This window comes from Roseateles sp. GW835-FHT13E02, from assembly GCF_058794035.1.
Genome location: NZ_JBXAGJ010000005.1, coordinates 208,952 through 230,176, shown reverse-complemented (window position 1 = coordinate 230,176; position 21,225 = coordinate 208,952). Strand labels below are relative to the sequence as shown.

The window sequence follows — 21,225 nt, the reverse complement described above, 5'->3', positions numbered from 1 at the left end:
GCCAAGAGCCGCTCGCCGAACCCGTGCACGAACGCACGAAGCTTCGGTGACCGCCGTTCGTGTCTGCTTGCGAGATATCTATGCAATTCGTCCTCAATGGCGTGGCGCTCATGGCCGCGTCCGCAGCCCTGGCGTTGCCTGTGTTTGCCCAAAACCAGCCCTCTGCTGCCCAGCCATCCGCCTCGCCGTCAAAGCGTGCGGATGCGGCAGATCCCAAGGCGGCTGTGCCGCCGCTCGTCTACAGCTCGGTGCTGCAAGGCTATCGCCCCAATGTCGAAGTCGAGGTGGGCCCCTGGAAGGACGCCAACGACAACGTCGGACGCATTGGTGGTTGGCGCGTTTACGCCAAAGAAGCCCGTCAGCCCGATGTCGCCGCGCCCGGCACTGGCGCTTCGGCTCCAGCCAGCCCCGATGCCAAGACGATGCCGGCGGGCCATGCTGGTCACAAGATGAACTGAGGGCATCGCATGACAACAAAGACATTTGAGTACCGGCGACCGGCCGCGTTGCGGCTGCGCACTTTAGGCTTGGCGACCCTGCCGCTGGTTCTCGCCGGTTGCGCCAGCCTGGGCGGCGACGGCGGCTTCAAGCCGGTCCAACAGGCGGCCGAACAGCATCTGGGCAAGACCGTCCAGTTGGTGAAATCCGAGGCCGACCAGGACGTCGTGGGCGACCGAGTCGATGAGTTGCTGGCAAAGCCGCTCAGCGCCGACGCCGCCGTGCAGATCGCGCTGCTGAACAACCGTGGGTTGCAAGCCAGCTTCCAGGAACTCGGCATCGCCGAAGCCGAACTGGTGCAGGCCAGCCGTCTGCCCAATCCGGGATTCTCGATCGCGAAGCTTCGACGCGGTGACGAGCGTGAAATCGAGCGCTCGTTCAGCTTCGACTTGGCGCACCTGATCGCTCTGCCCCTGACCCGGCAGCTTGAGAACCGGCGATTTGCCGCCGTTCAACGCAGCGTCTCCATGGAGATGCTATCTCTGGCTGCCGAGTCTCGCAAAGCGTATTACGCCGCGGTGGCTGCCGAACAGACAGCTCGCTACATGCGTGATGTTCGCGGCACTGCAGACGCGGGCGCCGAACTTGCCAAGCGTTTGGCGCAGGCGGGCAACTGGACCAAGCTGCAGCAGGCGCGCGAACATGGCTTTTTCTCCGAGGCTGTGCTCAATGCCGCGCGAGCCGAAGCAACGCGTGTCTCTACGCGCGAGCGCCTGACCCGGCTGTTGGGTCTGTGGGGCCAGCAAACCCGGTTCACCTTGCCAGATCGGCTGCCCGATTTGCCGCAAGAGCCCCAGGATCGCCCCGACGTGGAGCAACAAGCCATGGCCCAGCGCCTGGACGTTCAAGCGGCCAAGCAGCAGACGGAGGCGATGGCCAAGAGTCTCGGGCTCAGCAAGATCACTCGGTTCGTGAACGTGTTGGATCTCAGCTATCGGCGCAACGGCTCCAACGAGTTGCCACGCCAGACGGGTTACGAAATCAGTTTCGAAATTCCCCTGTTCGACTGGGGGGACGCGCGGATCGCCAAGGCCGAGGCCCTCTATATGCAGAGTGTGCAGCGAGCAGCGCAAGTTGCCGTCGAGGCGCGCTCCGAGGTGCGCGAAGCCTATCTGGGCTATCGATCGTCCTATGACATCGCCAAGCACTATCGCGACGACATCGTGCCCACCGCCAAGCGCATTTCGGACGAAAACGTGCTTCGCTACAACGGCATGTTCATCAGCGTGTTCGAGTTGCTGGCCGATGCTCGCGCGCAGATCAGCGCGGTCAACGCCTCCATCGAAGCCTTGCGCAATTTCTGGGTGGCACAAGCGGATCTGGATATGGCGCTGATTGGCAAGCCCCGCTTGTCCGGCGGCACAGCACCCGCAATAGCAACCGGCGGCGCCGGCCCCGCTCACTGATTCAGGAACAAGAACATGGTTTCTCGACGTAGTTTCTTCCAAGGTGCCGGCGCCCTGACCGCGGCGGTGTCGGCCGCAGCCGTCAGCCGAGTGGCGATGGCCGCGCTGCCCGAACCGGTCATGCAGTCCAAACCGGACACCATGCCTCCGCTGGTCCCCAGCAGTGGCCGGCCCTACAACCCGGTCGTTACTCTGAACGGCTGGACCTTGCCCTGGCGCATGAACCAGGGCGTCAAGGAATTCCACTTGGTGGCCGAGCCGGTGGTGCGTGAACTCGCGCCCGGCATGAATGCGCATCTGTGGGGCTACAACGGCCAGTCACCCGGGCCGACCATCGAAGTGGTGGAAGGTGACCGCGTGCGCATCTTCGTCACCAACAAGCTTCCGGAACACACGAGCATTCACTGGCATGGCCAGCGGCTGCCCAATGGCATGGACGGCGTTGCCGGTTTGAACCAGCCCAGCATCAAACCAGGCAAAACCTATGTCTACGAGTTTGTGGCTCGCCGTCCGGGCACCTTCATGTACCACCCTCATGCGGACGAGATGACGCAGATGGCGATGGGCATGATGGGCCTGTGGATCACGCACCCGAAGGCCAAGCATCCGCTGATCGACGAGGTAGACCGCGACTTCTGCTTCCTGCTCAATGCCTACGACATCGACCCCGGCGCAGCCACGCCCAAGATCATGACGATGCTGGACTTCAACCTGTGGTGCTGGAACAGCCGCATCTTCCCCGGCATCGACACACTGAATGTGCGCAAGGGCGACAAGGTGCGCATTCGCGTTGGCAACCTGACAATGACCAACCACCCGATCCATTTGCACGGTCACGAGTTCATGGTCACCGGCACCGATGGCGGTCCGACCTCCAAGACCAGCCGCTGGCCCGAAGTGACGACCGACGTGGCCGTGGGCCAGATGCGCCAAGTCGACTTCCTGGCCGATGAGGAAGGCGACTGGGCCTTCCACTGCCACAAGAGCCACCACACGATGAACGCGATGGGCCACGATGTGCCGACGATGATCGGCGTTGATCATCGCCAGGTCGCCAAGCAGATCACCAAGCTCGTACCCGACTACATGGTGATGGGCGAGCGCGGCATGGCCGATATGGCCGAGATGGAGATGCCCCTGCCCGACAACACCGTGCCGATGATGACCGGCAAGGGTCCGTTCGGCGGCGTCGAGATGGGCGGCATGTTCTCCATCCTGAAGGTGCGCAAGGACCAGAAACCGGGCGACTACAGCGACCCAGGTTGGTACAAGCACCCGAAGGGTGAAGTCGCCTTCGAATGGACCGGCGCCTTGCCCGAGCCTGCCCGCTTTGCGGCCGAAGGTGGCCAGTCGATGCCGCGCCAGCAAGCCCCGGGCAAGACGACCGAAGTCACCGTCCGCAAGCCCACCGGTCATTCCGGCCACTGAAGTTCCATCAACACCCCCGTCCGCCACTGCGCGACATCAGAAAGGATCCCCAATGAAAACCCTACACACACGCAGCGCACGCGTTGCATTCGTCGCCCTGACAACGGTGTTGCTGTCCTCCATGGCACTGGCAAGCGGCAATCACGCCGGCGGCCATGACGATGAAGCCATCGGCAAGCCGGGCGTAGCCGCGAAGGCCAACCGAACGGTGCAAATCGACATGACCGATGCGATGCGGTTCTCGCCGTCCGGCCTGAATGTCAAGCAAGGCGAAACCGTTCGCTTCGTCGTGAAGAACTCAGGCAAGGTGAAACACGAGATGGTGCTCGGCACCGAGAAGGAACTCAAAGAGCACTACGAGGTCATGAAGAAGAACCCCGAGATGGAGCACGCCGACGCGAACATGGTGACGGTGGCGCCCGGCAAGACTGGCGAGATCATTTGGCAGTTCACCAAGGCCGGCAAGATCGACTTTGCCTGCTTGCAGCCCGGCCACTATGACGCCGGCATGAAGGGCGCCGTCGTGGTGGCCGGCGCAAGCGGTACGGCAACCAAGAAGGCAGATGGCCATGGCGACCACAAGCATTGAGATGCTGAAGGCGCCCATGCATCGCCGCAGCGTTATTGCCGGGGCAGCCAGCTTGCTGCTGACACCCGCCGCCCTGCTCGCCAAGACCCAGCCGCCAACACAACCCGGCCCGCTGGTGCAGGTTTGGAAGGGCCCAAGTTGTGGTTGCTGCAAGGACTGGCTCAAGCATCTGGAGGCCAATGGTTTCCAGACGCGGGTTGAGGACACAGGCAATACCGATGCGCGGCTGAAGCTTGGCGTCGATGTTCGCTACGGCTCATGCCATACCGCTTTGGTCGGAGGCTATGCCGTCGAGGGCCATGTGCCGGCGCGCGAGATTCACCGGCTGCTCAAGGAACGCCCCGCGGCCGTTGGCTTGGCTGTGCCGTCCATGCCCGTGGGATCGCCCGGCATGGACGGGCCCAGCTACTCGGGCCGCAAAGACCCCTATGACGTGCTGTTGCTGGCCAAGGATGGCAGCTCGCGCGTATTTCAAACCTACCGTTAAAGGAAACTGTGATGATGAACCTGATCAAGAACCTGACTCTCGCCAAGTTGGCCGCAACCCTGGCCATGGCAACCGGCCTTGCTGGAACCGCCCTGGCACAGACGGCTCCTGCGGGCAAGACTACAACGCCGGCAGCAGCACCAGCGACTGCCGCCGACATGACCGACGGAGAAATCAAGAAGGTCGACAAGTCCACGAAGAAAATCACCATCAAGCATGGCGAAATCAAAAACCTCGACATGCCAGGTATGACCATGGTGTTCCAGGTCAAGGACCCGGCCATGCTGGACTTGGTCAAGGCGGGAGATAAGGTGAAGTTCAAGGTCGAAAAGACCGATGGCGCCATCGTCGTGACCGAGATGCAAGTCGCGAAATGAGCCCGGCATAGGGCCCTCGGGTCTTGGCCGAGAAGATGGGAGGCGGGAGGCCGTGGCTGCCGTCCCCCGTGATTGCCATTCCGATCATTGGCCTGTGTCAGCGTCCCTGATCACCAACGCACTGCGCCTGCGCAAAGCCTCCTGATATGAAAACTCTTCCTCACACGCCTTTCCTGATCTCGATGCTTCTGGGCGCCGCCAGCGCCCATGCCGAGCTGATCGACATCCAATGGGATACCAACGGCCGCTTCGAAAAAGCGACGACCGTCGAGCCGGGCAAGTTTGCCGAGATCTGCAGCCAGTTGACGAAGGGCCAGACGATTGCCTGGGTCTTCAAGGCCGAGACCCCCATGAACTTCAACATCCACTATCACGAGGGCAAGAAAGTGGAATTCCCGGCCAAGGTCGATGGGGCGCTCGTCGCCGAAGGCAAGCTGGCCGTGCCGGCGGATCAGCACTATTGCTGGATGTGGGCCAACAAGACAGACAAGGCGAGCCAGTTGACGCTGACCGTACAAAAATAGTCGCCGCTTCCTCTGCCATGCTGAGCCGGGCCGAGGTCGCCACAGGCCGGCGCTCTCCAGAGCCTCCGAACTGGGATTGCCTCCGCCATTGTCTTAGAGCGCGTTTACGATCTTTGAGGCAACGACAATAGGCGGGTGAGAAGAAAGCCCTACGCCAGCGATATCAGCCGCGAGAAGTTTGCAGAGATAGAGCCGCTGCTACGCAGCGTGCGTCGATGCACCAAGCCCACGACGGTGGACCTGTACGAAGTGTTCTGTGCCGTGCTGTACGTGCTGAGGACAGGCTGCCAGTGGAGATTCCTGCCCAGTGATTGGCCCAAATGGCAGACGGTATATGCCTACTTTGCCAAATGGAGCGAGCCCGACCAGCACGGTGTGAGCGTGCTGGAGCAGGCACTCAAAAAATCAGGTTGGCGCGGCCCGCGAGAAACTGGGGCGCAAGCCCTGCAGCGCGTTCTTGATCATCGACGCGCAGAGCGTGAAGAACACAGACACGGCAGCGTGCAAGGGCTATGACGCGGGCAAGAAGGTCTCGGGGATCAAGCGGCACATTGCGGTGGATACCCAGGGATTGCCGCATGCGGTGGCAGTTACCACCGCCGAGGTCACGGATCGCAAAGGCGCTTTGCAGACGCTCAAGCGTTGCAAGCCATCTCTGACGCAAGTACAACGCTTGCTGGCCGATGCAGGCTATGTCGGCAAGCCCTTCGCGCAGGGCGTGCGCGAGCTACTGGGTGAGCCTGTGACGGTGCAGATCGCCAAACGCAGCGAACTGCATACCTTCAAGGTCATGCCCAAGCGCTGGATCGTCGAGCGCAGCTTCGCCTGGCTGGACAAGAACAGGCGGCTGTGGAAGAACTGCGAGCGCCTGCTCAACAGCAGCCTGCAGTTCGTCCACTTGGCCTTCTTGGCTCTGATACTCAGGAGATCGTAAACACGCTCTTAGGGGCGGAGTAGTGCTCTTCCGCCTTGCTCGCGTGAATGGTCTGAAAGTACAGTGGATCTACCAACTCTGACGAGGGATGTGCCCACGACCAATCATCAGGGATCAGGCAGGGTGTTCCGCTCAGCGCCGTCCCAGTGGAAGAATTCGAGGCATCAGCCGCGGTGACCATCGTTGAGCAGTCCGTCGAGCCGCGCGCTTTCGTTGCCGACCGCTTTGATCTGCTGGCCGTCCTTGGCAGTCAGAACTTCGCCGGGCTTGAGGGTTACGGCGTGCCCGTAAGCATCCTCCTTGGCCATCTTTCCATCCTTGAAGATGTAGAGGGTGGAGCCGTCCCGGAGTTCTACGGTGGCCTTGACCGCACGATCGAGCGCATCGCGCGCAAAGACAGGCGCGGCAGCGCCGACGAGGGCAGCCGTGAGCGCGATTGCAGTGGCGAGTGATTTCATAATCTTCCCCTTCCATTGAGTCCTGTGGATTGACGTTGTGCTGGTGGGCACAGCTGAACTCTAGGAATGGGGCGTCGTCACCAAGCCATCGGCAGTATTACAAATTTGTCATGTATGCCGTAACGCTCAAAGCGTTGTGAAGATTTCGATCAGCGGCTGCCGCACTGAGTCAAAGCGACCAATGACCAAGCGGAGGGCGCGCCTTCCCCAAAAGACAGCTAGCGACGCCGATGCCAGCAGCGCGGACCGCCCGCGGATGCTCATTTCTTCGCATCCATGCAGGCGCTCATCTGCGCCGCATAGCGATCCCTGCGCAACTGATTCTGATAGGGCGTCGTCTGCGCCCGTGGGCCGTGATCCAAGCCCATCACCGGCGCCTGCTGAGGGCACTTGGGTGAACTGGCCGCAGTGGGTGGCAAGTTGGCATAGAAGTCGCGTTGGGGCTGAGTCTGCGCCTGGGTTGCCAGCTGGCCCTTGTGATCGCGGTCCAGAGCCATGAGGTCTGGACCAGCGCACGCGGACAGGAGGACGCCCAGGGTCAGGCCGCCGGCAAGTTTGATCAGGAACCTTGTCATGATGTTCTCCTCGGTACCGAGAATCCTCCAGGCGACTTGGTCCGCCGAGAGTGCCCTTGGGCCTCCGGTGCTATGCAAGGCACACCGCTCACGCTCAATACCTGAGGCAACGTCTCGCGCCTCTGGGTTCAGCGGGAGGCCCTGAGAAGTAGACTGCAAGGCAGACGCTGACCCCATGCGAGCAGGTTCATTACAGATTTGAAAGATTTGTCCCGGCCGGATCATCGGACGCGGGGACGGCCTTTCAAAACCGTAATCCATCCGCCAGCCATTCGAAGGCTGTGGCGGTCGAGACTCCTACAACGCTGTTGCAGGTGGGCTGCCAGCCCATGTTCAAGGGCTCTGGATGAAGGTACGGAACCGGTGTTGCAACTGATAGTGCTGATACTTTTTCTGCAAGCTGCGCCATCGAAGGCTGCGGATATGGCATCGGCGCCAAGTGGACGGGTCGCCGCGATGGGGCAAGTGGTCGGCGATGCTGAAGGGATTGTGATCAGCGTCGACGTTGAGCGGGGGCGGGTGACCTTGAAGCACGGCGCCATCCAGGCGCTCGGCATGCCCGCAATGACGATGGTGTTTCGAGCGGCCGATTCAGCGATGCTGGCCAATGTCAAGCCGGGCGACGCCATCAGGTTCAAGGTCGTTCGAGCCGAAAATCACTTCACCGTGACCCAGTTGGCTCCCCGCTGAGCGCTGCCCGTCAGCCCGGTGAGGCCTCGCCTCGGTCCCGGTTGGCAGCCCGCGCCACTGGAAAATGCAGCGTGAAGCGCGTTTCCCCGGCCGGCGTGCAACTCGCCTCCACGCGCCCGCCATGCAGCTTCATGATCGTCGCTACGATCGCCAGGCCGAGTCCGGAGCCACCGAGATCACGGGCTCGCGAACCGTCGACACGGTAGAACCGGTCGAACAGTCGCGTGAGGTGTTCCGGCGCGATCGGCGCGCCCTGATTCACCACATCCAGACAAACTGCCTGCCCGCGATCCTCGATGACCACCATCACCTCGGTCCCCGGCCTGCAATGGCGGAGCGCGTTGGACAGCAGGTTCGTGATCGCACGCTCGACCTGTCCCGGGTCGGCAAGAATCGTCCCGGTGCCGCGCACGACGACAGCGACATCGCGCTCCTCCGCTAGCGGCTCCAGGTAGTCGACCACCTTCGCGGCCGCGTCGTGCAGAGCCAGCGGACTCGCCTGCACGGAACTCTCGGCATGCTCCGCCTGCGCCAGGAACAGCATGTCGCTGACGAGTCGGGACATGCGCTGCAGCTCATCGACGTTGCCTTCGAGCACGTCGAGCAGTTGCTCCCTGGTGCGTGGCTGGGACAGCGCCACCTGCGTCCGCCCCAACAAGGTGGCCAGCGGGGTGCGCATTTCGTGCGCCAGGTCGCTCGAAAACTGTCCCAGGCGCGTCACCCCATCGTCGAGCCGGTCCAACATCGCGTTGAAGGCCGCGCCCACGGCGCGGAGTTCCTCGGGCATCTGCCCCAGATCGAGCCGCGTCGACAAAGATTGGGTCGAGATGGCCGCAGCGGTCGTGCGCAGCCGCTTCAAGGGTCGAAGCCCCAGGCTGACGATGAGGGTTGCGCTGCCCAGCACCAGGGCCAGAGCGAAAGGCGCGACGGTTGCGGAGGTCACGAGCAGGCTGCGCAGCAGGCGCTGGTCCTCGCTTCGATCCACCGTGACGACGATCTCCAGCGGACGGGCGTCGCGGGTTTCGGCGGCCGCGGCAATGGACAACATTCGCCTGCCGTCCTCCGGGACGCGCCACTCGAGAAAGGCATCCGTGTCGAACACGTCGCTCTTCAAGCGCTCCAGCGAGGCCATCGCGTCGCGGCTGAACGCGACATAAGCCTGGGTCGAGTTGGGTTCACCCACCGCCAGGTGGAGTTCGGCGTGGCCGGTGACGAGTTCCACCAGCCGAAAAGCGTTGGCGCGCACCGCAGTGGCGTCCTGCATGTCGGCGAGCAGCAGACGTGCCTGATCGGCTTTGTCGCGCAGCACGACGCGGCGCTGGGTGTCGAGTTCGTGCTCGAGCACGCCGTAGGTGAACAACAACACGCCGGCCGCCAGCAGCAGCCCGAGCACGGTGACCGCCAGGCCCAGCCGCAACGCCAGGCTGTGCGATGTCATGCCCGCCGCTCCAGCACATAGCCCACGCCGCGCACGGTGTGGATCAGCTTTTCCTCGAACGGATCGTCTACTTTGGCCCGCAGGCGCCGGATAGCGACCTCGACCACATTGGTGTCGGAATCGAAATTGATGTCCCAGACCATGGACGCGATCTGCGTGCGCGACAGCACCTGGCCGGTCTTGCGCACCAGCAGCACCAGCAGGGCGAACTCCTTGGCCGACAGGTCGATGCGCTGGCCGGCGCGCAAGGCGCGGTGTTTCACCGGATCGATCTCCAGGTCGCCGATCCGCAGGTCCTCGACCTCGGGTGATCGGTTTCCGCGCTTGAGCAAGGCCCGCACCCGGGCCAGCAGCTCCGGGAACTCGAAAGGCTTGACCAGGTAGTCGTCGGCCCCCAGCTCGAAGCCTTTCACCTTGTCGTCGGTGCGGCCGCGCGCGGTGAGCATGAGCACCGGGGTTTGCTTGGAGGTGCGCAGGGCGGACAGCACCGCGAAGCCGTCCACCCCCGGCAGCATCACGTCCAGGATGACGAGGTCGTGGTCGCCGGTGGCGGCCGCGTGCAGCCCGTCGGGGCCGGTGTGGGCCAGCTCGACCGTATAGCCGTGTTCGCTCAGGCCCTGTGAGAGGTAGGCCGCGGCGCGTGTCTCGTCTTCGACGATCAGGAGTTTCATGCTGATGAGGGCCTCGATGCGGGGCTTGAATACTTACGAAACCGTAATGAAGTGGTCAGCACCACCGCTGGCCCCGAAATCAAGAATAAACCCATCACGCCACCCCATGAGCCGAATCCGGCATTCCGCCAGGTCCTGCGTATCCACTTCAGAAGGAATCGTCATGAACAAGAAAATTGCCCTGTTGTCCAGCATTGTCCTGGCTATAACGGCGCTTGTTTCCGCGCCGGCAAGCGCGCAGGCCAACGCGCAGGCCGAGGCTTCGGACGCGACCAGCACCAGCTACTACTGGCTGCACCCCAAGCTCGGCTACGTCAAGGTCGATCGCGCGACGAACACGATGCTGCGCCCGGTTCAGGCCAGCCATGAGTCTATCGACGCGAACGCGCCAGCGGCGCCGCGCAAGTATTGGCTCGACCCGAAGGGGAATATGCGTGTCCTGAATCCAGTGAATCCGGTCAAGCCAACGACCGGCAATGACGGCCCGACCGAAACGCGCCGCTGATGCCCGAAAACCTGCTGAATCCGACAACGTGCGATTTCGCTTCGATATACTGGAAAGAATGGCCTCCCCCAATTTCTCAGGCAAGCGTTTGACCGGCGCACCTAGCGTCAGTGGCTTGCCATGGGAGATTCCGGTCGCCACGACCGCAGCAGCGGGTCGGGTTCGCTGTCAGCCGGTTCCGGCGAGGCGGTCATGACGCGGGGTCTGCTGCGCTGGCTGGCGCGGATCATGATCGGCACGCTGCTGCTGTCGCAGCTGGCCGTGACCGCTCATGCCTGCTCGAAGACGTTGCCATCCGCTGCCGCGGTGGGGATGTCGGCGAAAGCCGAAACGCCGATGCTGGCAACCGAAGCGCCCCCTGAAGCGCAATCTGATCTGGCATCCTCGGACTGTGCCGACATGGCCATGCCCACCGAAGCGGCGCCGAGCAAGGTCTGCTTCGAGCATTGCCACTATGGCCAGCAAAGCGATCACGCGCCAACGATCACCGTGCCGGTGGTGCTGATGACGGCGCTCTACGCCATCCCGTCGGCGCCTGAGGTGGCTTCGCCAACTTGCATGGCGGCCGAAGCGCTGGATGCCTTGGTTGCGGCCTCCCCGCCGCACACCGTGCTGCATTGCGTCTACCGAATCTGATCTTCCAAACGACGTTGCACTGACGACCGCCCAGGTCGTCTCGGTGCATAGCTTGCGCTGGCCTTCCGCCTGCGAGCTTGGTTCGCATCGGTAACGCGAGCCTGATACCTGCCCCGGTACGTTGTCTGGAGAATCCATGTTCACTGTTTCATCTCGGCCATCGCCGCGTCGCTGGGCGGCTGTCCTGACCCTGTGCGCGGCCGCCATCGGCATGAATACCCATGCCCAGCCCCTGCTGACCCTTGACGAGGCGTTGCGCCTTGCCCAGCAGAGGTCAAGGCAGTTACCGGCAGAAGACTTGGCGGCCACGGCGGCGCGCGAAATGGCCGTTGCCGCAGGTCAGTTGCCCGATCCGACGCTGAAGGCCGGCATCAACAACCTGCCGATCAATGGGGCCGACCGTTTCAGCCTGACGCGCGACTTCATGACCATGCGCTCGATTGGCGTGATGCAAGAGCTCACGCGCGACGACAAGCGCAAGGCCCGATCGGCTCGTTTCACCCGTGAGGCAGAAACGGCCGAAGCCAGCCGGACGCTGGCGCTGGCCAATCTGCGCCGCGATACCGCCCTGGCCTGGTTCGACCGCCACTACCAGGAGCGTATGCGTGAGCTGCTGCACGCGCAGCGCGCCGAGACCACACTGCAGATCGAGGCGGCCGAGGCCGCCTATCGCGGAGGGCGAGGCTCGCAGGCCGACGTGTTCGCCGCGCGTTCGGCCGTGGCGCAGGTCGATGATCGCCTCCGCCTGGCCGAGCGCCAGATCGCCACCGCGAAGACCCGGCTCGCGCGCTGGGTCGGGGACGCTGCCGAGCAAGCGCTTGGGCTGCCGCCCGATCTGGCCTCGATGCGCCTGGATGCCGCCAGCCTGGCGACCCAACTCGACCACCACCCCCAGATCGCGCTCATGGCCAGGCAGGAAGCCATGGTGCTTGCGGACGCCGACATCGCACGGAGCAACAAGCGCTCGGACTGGAGCGTCGAGCTGATGCTCAGCCAGCGCGGTTCGGCCTATTCAAACATGGTGTCGGTGAACGTTTCGATCCCGCTGCAATGGGACCAGAAGAACCGCCAGGATCGCGAGTTGACGGCCAAGCTGGCGACCGCCGAGCAGATGCGCGCCCAGCGCGAGGAAGTCACGCGCGAGCACCTTGCCGAAACCCGCAGTTGGCTGCAGCAGTGGCAGAGCAACCGGGATCGCATGGCGCAGTACGACAGCGCGCTGATCCCGCTCGCTTCCGACCGCACCCGTGCAGCGATCGCCGCCTATCGGGGCGGAGGCGCTCCGCTCACCTCCGTTCTGGAAGCGCGGCGCATGGAGATCGATACCCGCATGGAGCGCCTGCGCCTGGAGATGGAGACCGCGGGACTGTGGGCACAGCTTGAATATCTGATTCCGACCGAACACCAGGCGTCCGCGTCGGGCCGCCCGACTGCCGCCAAGGAGCAACAACGATGAAACTCAAACCCCTCCTGGCCGGGCTGGTCGCCGCGGCGGTACTCGGCGCCGCTGGCTACGGCCTCTACACCATGGGCATGCATCGTGGCGTGGGCATGGCCTCGGGGACCGCGCCCGAGCAAGGCGGCGCTGCGTCGGTGGCCGCGCCCGGCGGAACTCCCTCCAATGAGTCAGGCGAAGACGCCACGCGCCGGCACATCGCAGCGGGCCTGAAGGCCGGGGACACCGACCCGGCCACAGGCAGGAAGATCCTCTACTACCACGACCCCATGGTGCCGGCGAACAAGTTCGACAAGCCGGCCAAGTCCCCGTTCATGGACATGATGATGTCGCCGGTCTACGCCGATGGCGACAACGACGGCAGTAAGGTCACGGTCAGCCCTCGCATTCAGCAGAACCTGGGCATCCGCACCGCGCCGGTGGTCGAGGGAACGCTGGCACCGCAGGTGGCGGCGGTGGGCAGCATCGCCTTCAACGAACGCGACCAAGTCATCGTGCAGGCGCGCGCAACCGGCTATGTCGAACGCCTTCACGTGCGCGCCACGCTGGACCGTGTCGCCAAGGGGCAGGCGCTGGCCGAGATGTACGTGCCGGACTGGATTGCGGCGCAGGAGGAGTTTCTGTCGGTGCGGCGGATGCAGGGCACCGAGCTCGCCGGGCTCATCGATGGCGCCCGCCAGCGCATGCGCCAGGTCGGCATGAGCGAAGCCCAGATAACGCTCGTGGAAAGCACCGGCCGCACGCAGCCGCGCATCACCCTGCTTGCGCCGATCGGCGGGGTCATCACGGAACTGACGGCGCGTGAGGGCATGACGATGATGTCCGGCGCAACGCTGTTCCGCATCAATGGCCTCGCCACCGTCTGGGCCAATGCCGAGGTGCCGGAAAGCCAATCCGCGCTGCTGCGGGTCGGCGCCAAGGTCCAGGCACGCAGCCCCGCCGCACCGGGAGCCCTCTTCGACGGCAAGGTCCAAGCGATCCTGCCCGAGGTCAATGCGACCACGCGGACACTGAAGGCTCGGCTCGAAATCGCGAACCCGCAAGGCATGCTGGCGCCGGGCATGTTCGTGCAGATGCAATTCATGGACATGCGCGCCGGCAAGGCGCTGCTGATCCCGACGGAGGCGGTGATCCAGACCGGCAAGCGCACGGTCGTGATGCTGGCCGAGGGGGATGGCACGAGCGGGCGCTTCCGCCCGGTCGAGGTCGAAATCGGCATCGAGACGGGTGGCCAGACCGAGGTCAAGCGCGGCCTCCAGGCCGGCCAGCGCGTGGTGGTGTCCTCGCAGTTCCTGATCGATTCGGAGGCCAGCCTGAAGGGCGTCGAAGCACGCCTGAATGTGGAGCCCAAACCGGACACGGCCAACACAGCCCAGCGGCATACCGGCGAAGCCAAGATCGAAGCGGTCGGGCGCGACGGGGTCACGCTGTCGCACGGCCCGATCGCATCCCTCAAGTGGGGCGCGATGACCATGGACTTCAAGCTGCCCAAGAACAGCCCTTCCGGTCTGCCGCGCGGCATCGACGTCGGTGACCGGGTGGACTTCGAGTTCTACATGGATGCCGAAAACCAGCCGCAGCTCACCCGCATGACACTGCAGAACCCGGTGCCCAAGGCCTCGGCCCCCGTCGCTTCCGGGAGCAAGCCATGATTGCCAAGCTGATCCGCTGGTCGATCGTCAATCGCTTCCTGGTGTTGCTGGCCACGCTGATGATCAGCGCCTGGGGCGTCTACGCCCTGCTGCGCACGCCGCTGGATGCGCTGCCCGACCTGTCGGACGTGCAGGTCATCATCCGCACCACCTATCCGGGCCAGGCACCGCGCATCGTCGAGAATCAGATCACCTACCCGCTGACGACGACGATGCTGTCGGTGCCGGGGGCGAAGACGGTGCGCGGCTACTCGTTCTTCGGCGACAGCTTCGTCTACGTGCTGTTCGAGGACGGGACCGACCTGTACTGGGCGCGCTCGCGGGTGCTGGAATACCTGAACCAGGTGCAGGCGCGGCTGCCGCCCGGCGCGACGGCTTCGCTGGGACCGGACGCCACCGGCGTGGGCTGGATTTATCAGTATGCGCTGATCGATCGCAGCGGCAAGATGGATGCGGGCCAGCTGCGTGCGCTGCAGGACTGGTTCCTCAAGTACGAGCTGAAGACCGTGGCCAACGTCGCCGAGGTGGCCACCGTGGGCGGCATGGTGCGCCAGTACCAAGTCTTGCTCGACCCGGACAGGCTCGCGGCCTACGCGATACCGCACACCAAGGTCGTCGAGGCGATCCGCAGGTCCAATCAGGAGAGCGGTGGCTCGGTGCTCGAGCTCGGCGAGGCCGAATACATGGTGCGCGCCTCCGGCTATCTCCAGTCGCTCGACGATTTCCGCAAAATCCCTCTGGTGAGCACCGACGCTGGCGTGTCGGTGCGGCTGGGCGACGTGGCACGCATCCAGGTCGGCCCCGAGATGCGTCGTGGCATCGGTGAGCTCGATGGCGAGGGCGAAGCCGCCGGCGGCGTGATCGTGATGCGCTCGGGCAAGAACGCGCTGGAAACGATCGCCGCCGTGAAGGCCAAGCTGCAGCAACTGCAAGGCAGCCTGCCCAAGGGGGTCGAGATCGTGCCGACCTACGACCGCTCGGGCCTGATCGAGCGCGCGGTGGAGAACCTCGGCTTCAAGCTGCTCGAAGAATTCATCGTCGTCGCGGTGGTGTGCTTTGTCTTCCTGTTCCACCTGCGCTCGGCCTTCGTCGCCATCGTCTCGCTGCCGCTGGGCATCCTGATGGCCTTCATCGTGATGCACTATCAGGGTGTCAACGCCAACATCATGTCGCTGGGCGGCATTGCGATCGCGATCGGTGCGATGGTGGACGCAGCGGTCGTGATGATCGAAAACGCCCACAAGCATCTCGAACATTGGAGCCACGATCATCCGGACCAAAAACTCGAAGGCGAAGAGCGCTGGAGAGTGATCGGCGATTCGGCGGCCGAGGTCGGGCCGGCGCTATTCTTCTCGCTGCTGATCATCACGCTGTCCTTCATCCCGGTCTTCACGCTGGAGGCGCAGGAGGGCCGTTTGTTCTCCCCGCTGGCCTTCACCAAGACCTATGCGATGGCGGCGGCCGCTGGACTGTCAGCCACGCTGATCCCGGTGCTGATGGGCTACCTGATCCGGGGGCGCATCCCGGACGAGAAAACCAACCCGCTGAATCGCTTCCTGATCGCGGTCTACCGCCCGCTGCTGAACGCCGTGCTGCGGGCGCCCAAGCTCACGCTGGCCGCTGCCGCGCTCGTCTTGCTGGCAAGCCTCTGGCCGCTGCAGCACATCGGCGGCGAATTCATGCCGCGGCTCGACGAGGGCGACCTGCTGTACATGCCGTCGGCGCTGCCGGGGCTGAGTGCGGGCAAGGCCGCCGAGCTGCTGCAGCAGACGGACCGCCTGATCAAGACCGTGCCCGAGGTCGCCAGCGTCTACGGCAAGGCCGGTCGGGCCGAGACGGCCACCGACCCGGCGCCACTGGAAATGTTCGAGACCACGATCCAATTCAAGCCCAAGAGCCAGTGGCGAGCCGGCATGACGCAGGACAAGCTGGTCGATGAGCTTGACCGCATCGTCAAGGTGCCTGGCCTGGCCAACATCTGGGTGCCGCCGATCCGCAACCGCATCGACATGCTGGCCACCGGCATCAAGAGCCCGGTGGGCGTCAAGGTCGCGGGAACCGACTTGAGTGTGATCGACCGCGTGGCTGGCGAGATCGAGAAAGCGTTGAAGGACGTGCCCGGCGTCAGCAGCGCACTCGCCGAACGCCTCACCGGCGGGCGCTACGTGGACGTGACCATCAACCGCGATGCCGCCGCGCGCTTCGGCATGAACATCGCCGACGTGCAGTCCGTCATCAGCTCGGCGGTGGGCGGCGACAACGTCGGCGAGACGGTCGAGGGTCTGCAGCGCTTCCCGATCAATGTCCGCTACCCCAGGGAGACACGCGACTCGCTCGATAAGCTGCGCAAGCTGCCCATCGTCAGCGAGCGCGGTGCGCGGCTCGTGCTGTCCGACGTGGCCGACATCCGCATCACCGACGGTCCGCCGATGCTGCGCAGCGAGAACGCGCGCCTGTCGGGCTGGGTGTATGTGGACATTCGCGGCCGCGACCTGAGGTCTGCGGTGCAGGATATGCAGCGCGTCGTCGGCGAGAAGGTGCAGCTGCCGCCGGGCTACTCGATCTCATGGTCGGGGCAGTTCGAATTCCTGGAGCGCGCGACCGCAAAGCTGAAGGTGGTGGTGCCATTCACGCTGCTGATCATCTTCGTGCTGCTGTACCTGACCTTCAAGCGCTTCGACGAGGCGTTGCTGATCATGGCGACCTTGCCCTTCGCGTTGGTGGGAGGCATCTGGCTGCTCTACCTGCTGAGCTACAACCTGTCGGTCGCCGGGGCGGTGGGGTTCATTGCACTGGCGGGCGTGTCGGCCGAGTTCGGCGTGATCATGCTGCTGTATCTGAAGCAGGCCTGGGACGCGCGCCTCGCGCAAGGCAAGACAAGCAACGCCGATCTGCTCGACGCCATCCGCGAAGGCGCCGTGCTGCGGGTTCGCCCCAAGGCGATGACGGTGGCGGTGATCCTGGCCGGCCTGTTCCCGATCATGTGGGGCACCGGCACCGGTTCGGAGGTGATGCAGCGCATCGCCGCGCCGATGGTCGGCGGCATGATCACGGCGCCGCTGCTGTCCATGTTCGTGATTCCGGCGGCTTACTTGCTGATGCGCCGCGCGCGCGAGCGGCAGGCCCCAGGGCCTGCGTTCTGGAGGAGGCGTCGTGCGCCGGTCTGAGCAACATTGGCGGCTGCTCGCGTGCATTGGCGCCTGGCTGTGTCTGACGCTCGCGGCGGGCGGAGTCCGGGCGATGGTCCCGCCGCTGCCGGATGGGCAGGCCACGAGGTTGGTGTCGCCGATACCCGCAACATCGACTCCGCTCCAGCAGATCCTGGACTCCATGCCCTGCGCCCGTTGCTACGTCGCCCCCCTACCCATCGACCAGGGGCCATACGAGGAGCCTGGGCGGCAGGGCAATCCCGTCCTCTGCGTACACGATGCAGTGCCGCCGTCATCCCTCGGTTCCGCGGCCCTCGCAGCCGGTCCTCCACGCCCGTGCGCGTGTATCGCCTTCTGTCGGTGGCTGGATTGATCAATCGAAGCAGCGCCCCACGCGCGTTCGAGTCCCGCGAGATCAACCCACACCATTGGAGTCCGTCATGAAGAAGCTGCACATCACCGTGGTCGGCAGCATTGCATTGGGGGCCTTGCTGCCGGTGTTCGCCGGCCCCGACTGGCAGGCCATCGAGTCGGCGCGTAAGAACCACCGCGCCCAGGTTGCACGAATGGAAAAACTCAGCCCCGAGGAGAAATGCGCCGCCAAGCGGCTCGCGCTGCCGCTTGATCATGGGCCACGCGCGCAATCGACGCCCGACCTGAACGAGAAGCGCAGGGAGAGTTTCGAGGCCGAACTGAAGGCCTGCAAGGAAGCCGCCGCCAAGGAGGCCGTGCAATGAAGCCGCATCGCCGAAATTTCAGCGTGGTGATGCTCGTCGCCCTGGTCGGCCGCCCCTTGCTGGCCAGGGCGGCGCCGCCGCTGGTCGAGGTCTGGAAATCGCCCACCTGCGGCTGCTGCAAGGACTGGGTCAAGCATCTGGAGGCCAATGGCTTCACGGTCAGGACGCATGACACCGGCAACACCGATGCCCGCGCCCGGCTTGGCATGCCGATCAGGTATGGCTCATGTCATACGGCGCAGGTGGCCGGCTACGCGCTCGAGGGCCATGTGCCTGCCCGCGAGGTGTTGCGCCTGCTGAAACAAGCTCCCGAAGCCGTCGGGCTGGCCGTTCCCGCGATGCCCAGAGGCTCGCCCGGCATGGATGGACCCGCCTACCGCGGGCATCGCGACCCTTTCGACGTCTTGCTGGTGAAGCGCGACGGCAGCGCCAGCCCTTACCAGTCTTACCGCTAGAGCGCCGGTTGCGCTCAACTCAAGCTCACCAAAGGAAATCGACATGAAGAACTCTGCACGCACCTCCCTGCTTCTGGCCCTGTTGCTCTCCACCGGGTCGGCCATGGCTCAGGCCAAGATGGACGAGATGAAGGGCATGGACGTGGCCAAGAAACCGTCCGCCGGTGTGTCAGCGAAGCACATGGCCACGGGCTTGGTCAAGAAGGTAGATGCGAAGACGGGTGTGGTGACCCTTGCACATGAACCGGTCAAGACGCTGAACTGGCCCGCGATGACAATGGGCTTCAAGGTCAAGGACAAGATGCTGATGGACAAACTCGGCGAGGGCAAGAAGGTCGCTTTCGAGTTCATGCAGGACGGCAACGACTACGTCATCACCGGCGTGAAGTGAGCTGTATCGAGTCCCGCAGTGATTCAGAACTCCTTGAACCATTCGCGAGCGGTCGCTGACGGTCCGGTTAGCGATGCAGGCTTCATTGCCACCGAAGTCGGCGTCGATCAACCGTGCGCTGCGCGCCAAACTCGGTCACCCGCCTGCTGGTGTCAGGCTCGCACCCGTCGCGATCCAAGCCAGAAGCCTGGTGAAGATTGACGGCCGTCCGCCGACAACGCTTGGTTTCTTTCAAAACCGTAATCCGCTGGACAGGTCGGCGTCGGGGCTCGATTTCTAAAGTGCAAACCATGACGCATCGGTTGCGTCTTGCCGCAAGGCTCTCGCCTGACGGCTTGGTTCAACGCACAAGGAGTTCATCATGTCTCGCATCTCTTCACTCGCCACCGCCACGCTACTGGTCACCGCGTTTGCAACGCCCGCCTTTGCCAACAGCGGCTTCACCGCCTCCAATACGGACAGCGGCGGGTCCTATCACGCCATGCCCGGCGGCAAGACCCGCGAGGAGGTCAAGGCCGAACTGGCTGCAGCCATCAAGGATGGATCCATGGCCAAGATGAGGCGCAACCAGTCGTACGTGCCGGGATATGAAACGATCACGCATCCGGTCATGAGCGCTCAAGTCTCGGCCAAGGAAACGCAGCTGGCAGGTAAGGACGCCATCACCTTTGAAGCGCCAGCGGCAGGCGGCAAGACGCGCGCAGAGGTGTTGCAGGAGTTGGAGCAGGCGCGCAAGGACGGTTCGCTGCGTCGCATGAATACCAACCGTGGTTATTGACGATGGGTGCTCGCTGACACCGCCCACTGTTTGCCGCAGGTCAAACGTCGAGTGCTGAGATCTGCGGCGGAATTCGTCGAGCAGGCACGGCTTGAGCGTCACTGCGCGAGCGGCGCTGCGACCGAGAGAACAGGACGCAGCCGCCATTCAGTCCGGCAGCGATCCGGATTCGAACGCCAGCTATGCTGTCCCCAACTTGGCAACAGGCTGCCACGCCAAGGCCGTCAAGGCGATCACGCACAAGCATGCGCCGGCGTAAAAGGTCATTGGCGCTCCCAGCACGTCCCACAGCAGACCGGCGGCAACACTGGCCAAGAACATGGTCATGCCACTCACCAAATTGAAGACCCCGTAGGCCGTGCCGCGGAGATCGGCCGGTGCAACTTCCGCAACCATGGTTGCGAGCAATCCCTGGGTGATGCCCATGTGCACGCCCCATAGGGCGACACCGGCCAGGACAACGATCCAATGATCGTCGGCCGCAAGCACCAGGTCGGCAGCGATCAACACGGCGAGCCCTAATGCCAGGAGCTTGCGGTGGCTCATGCGGTCCGAGAGCTTGCCGAATGGGTAGGCCGATGCCGCGTAGATCAGGTTCATCGCCACCATCACAAGCGGCACCAGGGCAATGGGGATGCCGCCTTGCTGGGCGCGCAGAACCAGAAAGGCCTCGCTGAATCGAGCCAAGGTGAACACGGCACCGACACCCACTACCCACCAGTAGGGCGCCGTGAGTCGGCCAAGATTGGCCCGGTGAATCGGATTCGAACGCTTGCCGGTTGGAGCGTGGGCGGGCTCCTGCAAGCCGAGCCCGAGCAGCACAACGGCTGCCAGACCAGGGACAACGGCCACCCAGAACACGGCGCGAAAATCATTGGCCCACAGCAGCATCAGCCCGACAGCAAGCAAGGGGCCGAGAAAGGCACCCACCGTGTCGAGCGACTGGCGCAGACCGAAGGCGGCGCCACGGATGTGGGGTGGAGCGAGATCAGCCACCAGGGCGTCGCGCGGCGTCCCCCGAACGCCTTTGCCGACCCGGTCCAGCAGCCGTGCCGTCAGTACGATGCCGACGGTTGGCGCCATCGCGAACAGTGGCTTGGTCAACGCGCCAAGCGCATAGCCGAACAGTGCGAGGCTTTTACGTCGGCCAAGGTAGTCGCTCAGTGCGCCGGAGAAGACCTTGACGATCAGCGCGGTGGCTTCCGCCAGCCCTTCGATCAGGCCCACTGCAAACGCGCTGGCGCCAAGGGTCGTGACCATGAACAACGGCAAGAGGCTGTGGATCATCTCGGAAGAGATGTCCATCAGCATGCTGACGAAGCCAAGTACCCAGATGCCTTTGGGGATCTGCTTCAGGGCGCTCTCGCTCATTGTCGGCATCGTCAATTCAA

Annotated in this window: 23 protein-coding genes; 18 read left to right on the top strand and 5 right to left on the bottom strand. The window is 64.1% G+C overall.

What is annotated here, in order from left to right; all coding sequences use genetic code 11:
• Positions 1-80 precede the first annotated feature (80 nt).
• The 8 genes from AC1Q6P_RS07215 (at position 81) to AC1Q6P_RS07180 (ending at position 6,243) form a co-directional block, all read left to right on the top strand.
• A complete protein-coding gene (locus tag AC1Q6P_RS07215) occupies positions 81-458 on the top strand; it encodes a hypothetical protein (protein ID WP_492665580.1) in 378 nt (125 codons plus the stop codon).
• 9 nt (positions 459-467) lie between these two features.
• Positions 468-1,904, top strand: a complete 1,437-nt coding sequence (locus tag AC1Q6P_RS07210) for a TolC family protein (protein ID WP_492665579.1) — start codon at positions 468-470, stop codon at positions 1,902-1,904.
• A gap of 15 nt (positions 1,905-1,919) precedes the next feature.
• The gene (locus tag AC1Q6P_RS07205; RefSeq protein ID WP_492665578.1) at positions 1,920-3,332 is read left to right on the top strand and encodes a multicopper oxidase family protein; all 1,413 of its coding nucleotides are present in this window, start codon (positions 1,920-1,922) and stop codon (positions 3,330-3,332) included.
• A gap of 121 nt (positions 3,333-3,453) precedes the next feature.
• Complete coding sequence (locus tag AC1Q6P_RS07200; RefSeq protein ID WP_492665604.1) at positions 3,454-3,921, top strand: cupredoxin domain-containing protein; 468 nt, start codon at positions 3,454-3,456, stop codon at positions 3,919-3,921.
• A complete protein-coding gene (locus AC1Q6P_RS07195) occupies positions 3,896-4,408 on the top strand; it encodes a DUF411 domain-containing protein (protein WP_492665577.1) in 513 nt (170 codons plus the stop codon). Before AC1Q6P_RS07200 ends, AC1Q6P_RS07195 begins: the two co-directional genes overlap by 26 nt.
• Positions 4,409-4,422: 14 nt before the next feature.
• Complete coding sequence (locus tag AC1Q6P_RS07190) at positions 4,423-4,785, top strand: copper-binding protein (RefSeq protein WP_492665576.1); 363 nt, start codon at positions 4,423-4,425, stop codon at positions 4,783-4,785.
• 182 nt (positions 4,786-4,967) lie between these two features.
• Complete coding sequence (locus AC1Q6P_RS07185; RefSeq protein WP_492665575.1) at positions 4,968-5,309, top strand: hypothetical protein; 342 nt, start codon at positions 4,968-4,970, stop codon at positions 5,307-5,309.
• Positions 5,310-5,444: 135 nt separating this feature from the next.
• Positions 5,445-6,243 (top strand): IS5 family transposase gene (locus tag AC1Q6P_RS07180; protein ID WP_492665574.1). Its coding sequence is split into 2 segments (ribosomal slippage): positions 5,445-5,708 and positions 5,710-6,243, totalling 798 coding nucleotides; the frame shifts between segments, so codons are not numbered across the junction.
• Positions 6,244-6,407: 164 nt separating this feature from the next.
• Here AC1Q6P_RS07180 and AC1Q6P_RS07175 read toward each other — a convergent pair.
• Together AC1Q6P_RS07175 and AC1Q6P_RS07170 are read right to left on the bottom strand one after the other, a co-directional pair.
• Entirely contained in the window at positions 6,408-6,701 is a 294-nt protein-coding gene (locus tag AC1Q6P_RS07175) for a CopK family periplasmic copper-binding protein (protein WP_316643024.1), read from the bottom strand.
• Positions 6,702-6,961: 260 nt separating this feature from the next.
• A complete protein-coding gene (locus tag AC1Q6P_RS07170) occupies positions 6,962-7,276 on the bottom strand; it encodes a hypothetical protein (protein ID WP_492665573.1) in 315 nt (104 codons plus the stop codon).
• Between the two features lie 366 nt (positions 7,277-7,642).
• Between AC1Q6P_RS07170 and AC1Q6P_RS07165 the strand changes: the two genes are divergently transcribed.
• Entirely contained in the window at positions 7,643-7,966 is a 324-nt protein-coding gene (locus tag AC1Q6P_RS07165) for a copper-binding protein (RefSeq protein WP_492665572.1), read from the top strand.
• A gap of 10 nt (positions 7,967-7,976) precedes the next feature.
• On the opposite strand, the gene AC1Q6P_RS07160 is transcribed toward AC1Q6P_RS07165, so the two are convergent.
• Together AC1Q6P_RS07160 and AC1Q6P_RS07155 are read right to left on the bottom strand one after the other, a co-directional pair.
• Complete coding sequence (locus AC1Q6P_RS07160) at positions 7,977-9,404, bottom strand: heavy metal sensor histidine kinase (RefSeq protein ID WP_492665571.1); 1,428 nt, start codon at positions 9,402-9,404, stop codon at positions 7,977-7,979.
• Entirely contained in the window at positions 9,401-10,075 is a 675-nt protein-coding gene (locus tag AC1Q6P_RS07155; RefSeq protein ID WP_492665570.1) for a heavy metal response regulator transcription factor, read from the bottom strand. Before AC1Q6P_RS07155 ends, AC1Q6P_RS07160 begins: the two co-directional genes overlap by 4 nt.
• Positions 10,076-10,238: 163 nt before the next feature.
• On the opposite strand from AC1Q6P_RS07155, the gene AC1Q6P_RS07150 reads away from it, so the two are divergent.
• From AC1Q6P_RS07150 to AC1Q6P_RS07110, 9 genes are all read left to right on the top strand, one after another.
• The gene (locus tag AC1Q6P_RS07150; RefSeq protein WP_492665569.1) at positions 10,239-10,580 is read left to right on the top strand and encodes a flagellar basal body-associated FliL family protein; all 342 of its coding nucleotides are present in this window, start codon (positions 10,239-10,241) and stop codon (positions 10,578-10,580) included.
• A 120-nt stretch (positions 10,581-10,700) separates the two neighbouring features.
• The gene (locus tag AC1Q6P_RS07145; protein ID WP_492665568.1) at positions 10,701-11,216 is read left to right on the top strand and encodes a hypothetical protein; all 516 of its coding nucleotides are present in this window, start codon (positions 10,701-10,703) and stop codon (positions 11,214-11,216) included.
• 136 nt (positions 11,217-11,352) lie between these two features.
• Positions 11,353-12,672: a TolC family protein gene (locus AC1Q6P_RS07140; RefSeq protein WP_492665567.1), complete on the top strand. Its 1,320-nt coding sequence runs from the start codon at positions 11,353-11,355 to the stop codon at positions 12,670-12,672.
• Complete coding sequence (locus tag AC1Q6P_RS07135) at positions 12,669-14,324, top strand: efflux RND transporter periplasmic adaptor subunit (protein WP_492665566.1); 1,656 nt, start codon at positions 12,669-12,671, stop codon at positions 14,322-14,324. Before AC1Q6P_RS07140 ends, AC1Q6P_RS07135 begins: the two co-directional genes overlap by 4 nt.
• Positions 14,321-17,491 carry an efflux RND transporter permease subunit gene (locus AC1Q6P_RS07130; RefSeq protein WP_492665565.1) on the top strand — a complete coding sequence of 1,057 codons (3,171 nt, stop codon included), beginning with the start codon at positions 14,321-14,323 and terminating at the stop codon, positions 17,489-17,491. Before AC1Q6P_RS07135 ends, AC1Q6P_RS07130 begins: the two co-directional genes overlap by 4 nt.
• Positions 17,492-17,913: 422 nt before the next feature.
• On the top strand, positions 17,914-18,210 hold the full coding sequence (locus AC1Q6P_RS07125) for a hypothetical protein (RefSeq protein WP_492665564.1): 297 nt from the start codon (positions 17,914-17,916) through the stop codon (positions 18,208-18,210).
• On the top strand, positions 18,207-18,665 hold the full coding sequence (locus AC1Q6P_RS07120; RefSeq protein WP_492665563.1) for a DUF411 domain-containing protein: 459 nt from the start codon (positions 18,207-18,209) through the stop codon (positions 18,663-18,665). Before AC1Q6P_RS07125 ends, AC1Q6P_RS07120 begins: the two co-directional genes overlap by 4 nt.
• 43 nt (positions 18,666-18,708) lie before the next feature.
• Positions 18,709-19,056, top strand: a complete 348-nt coding sequence (locus tag AC1Q6P_RS07115) for a copper-binding protein (protein WP_492665562.1) — start codon at positions 18,709-18,711, stop codon at positions 19,054-19,056.
• A gap of 361 nt (positions 19,057-19,417) precedes the next feature.
• A complete protein-coding gene (locus AC1Q6P_RS07110; protein WP_492665561.1) occupies positions 19,418-19,834 on the top strand; it encodes a DUF4148 domain-containing protein in 417 nt (138 codons plus the stop codon).
• Between the two features lie 180 nt (positions 19,835-20,014).
• Here AC1Q6P_RS07110 and AC1Q6P_RS07105 read toward each other — a convergent pair whose 3' ends face one another.
• Positions 20,015-21,205: an MFS transporter gene (locus tag AC1Q6P_RS07105; RefSeq protein ID WP_492665560.1), complete on the bottom strand. Its 1,191-nt coding sequence runs from the start codon at positions 21,203-21,205 to the stop codon at positions 20,015-20,017.
• Between the last annotated feature and the right edge of the window lie 20 nt (positions 21,206-21,225).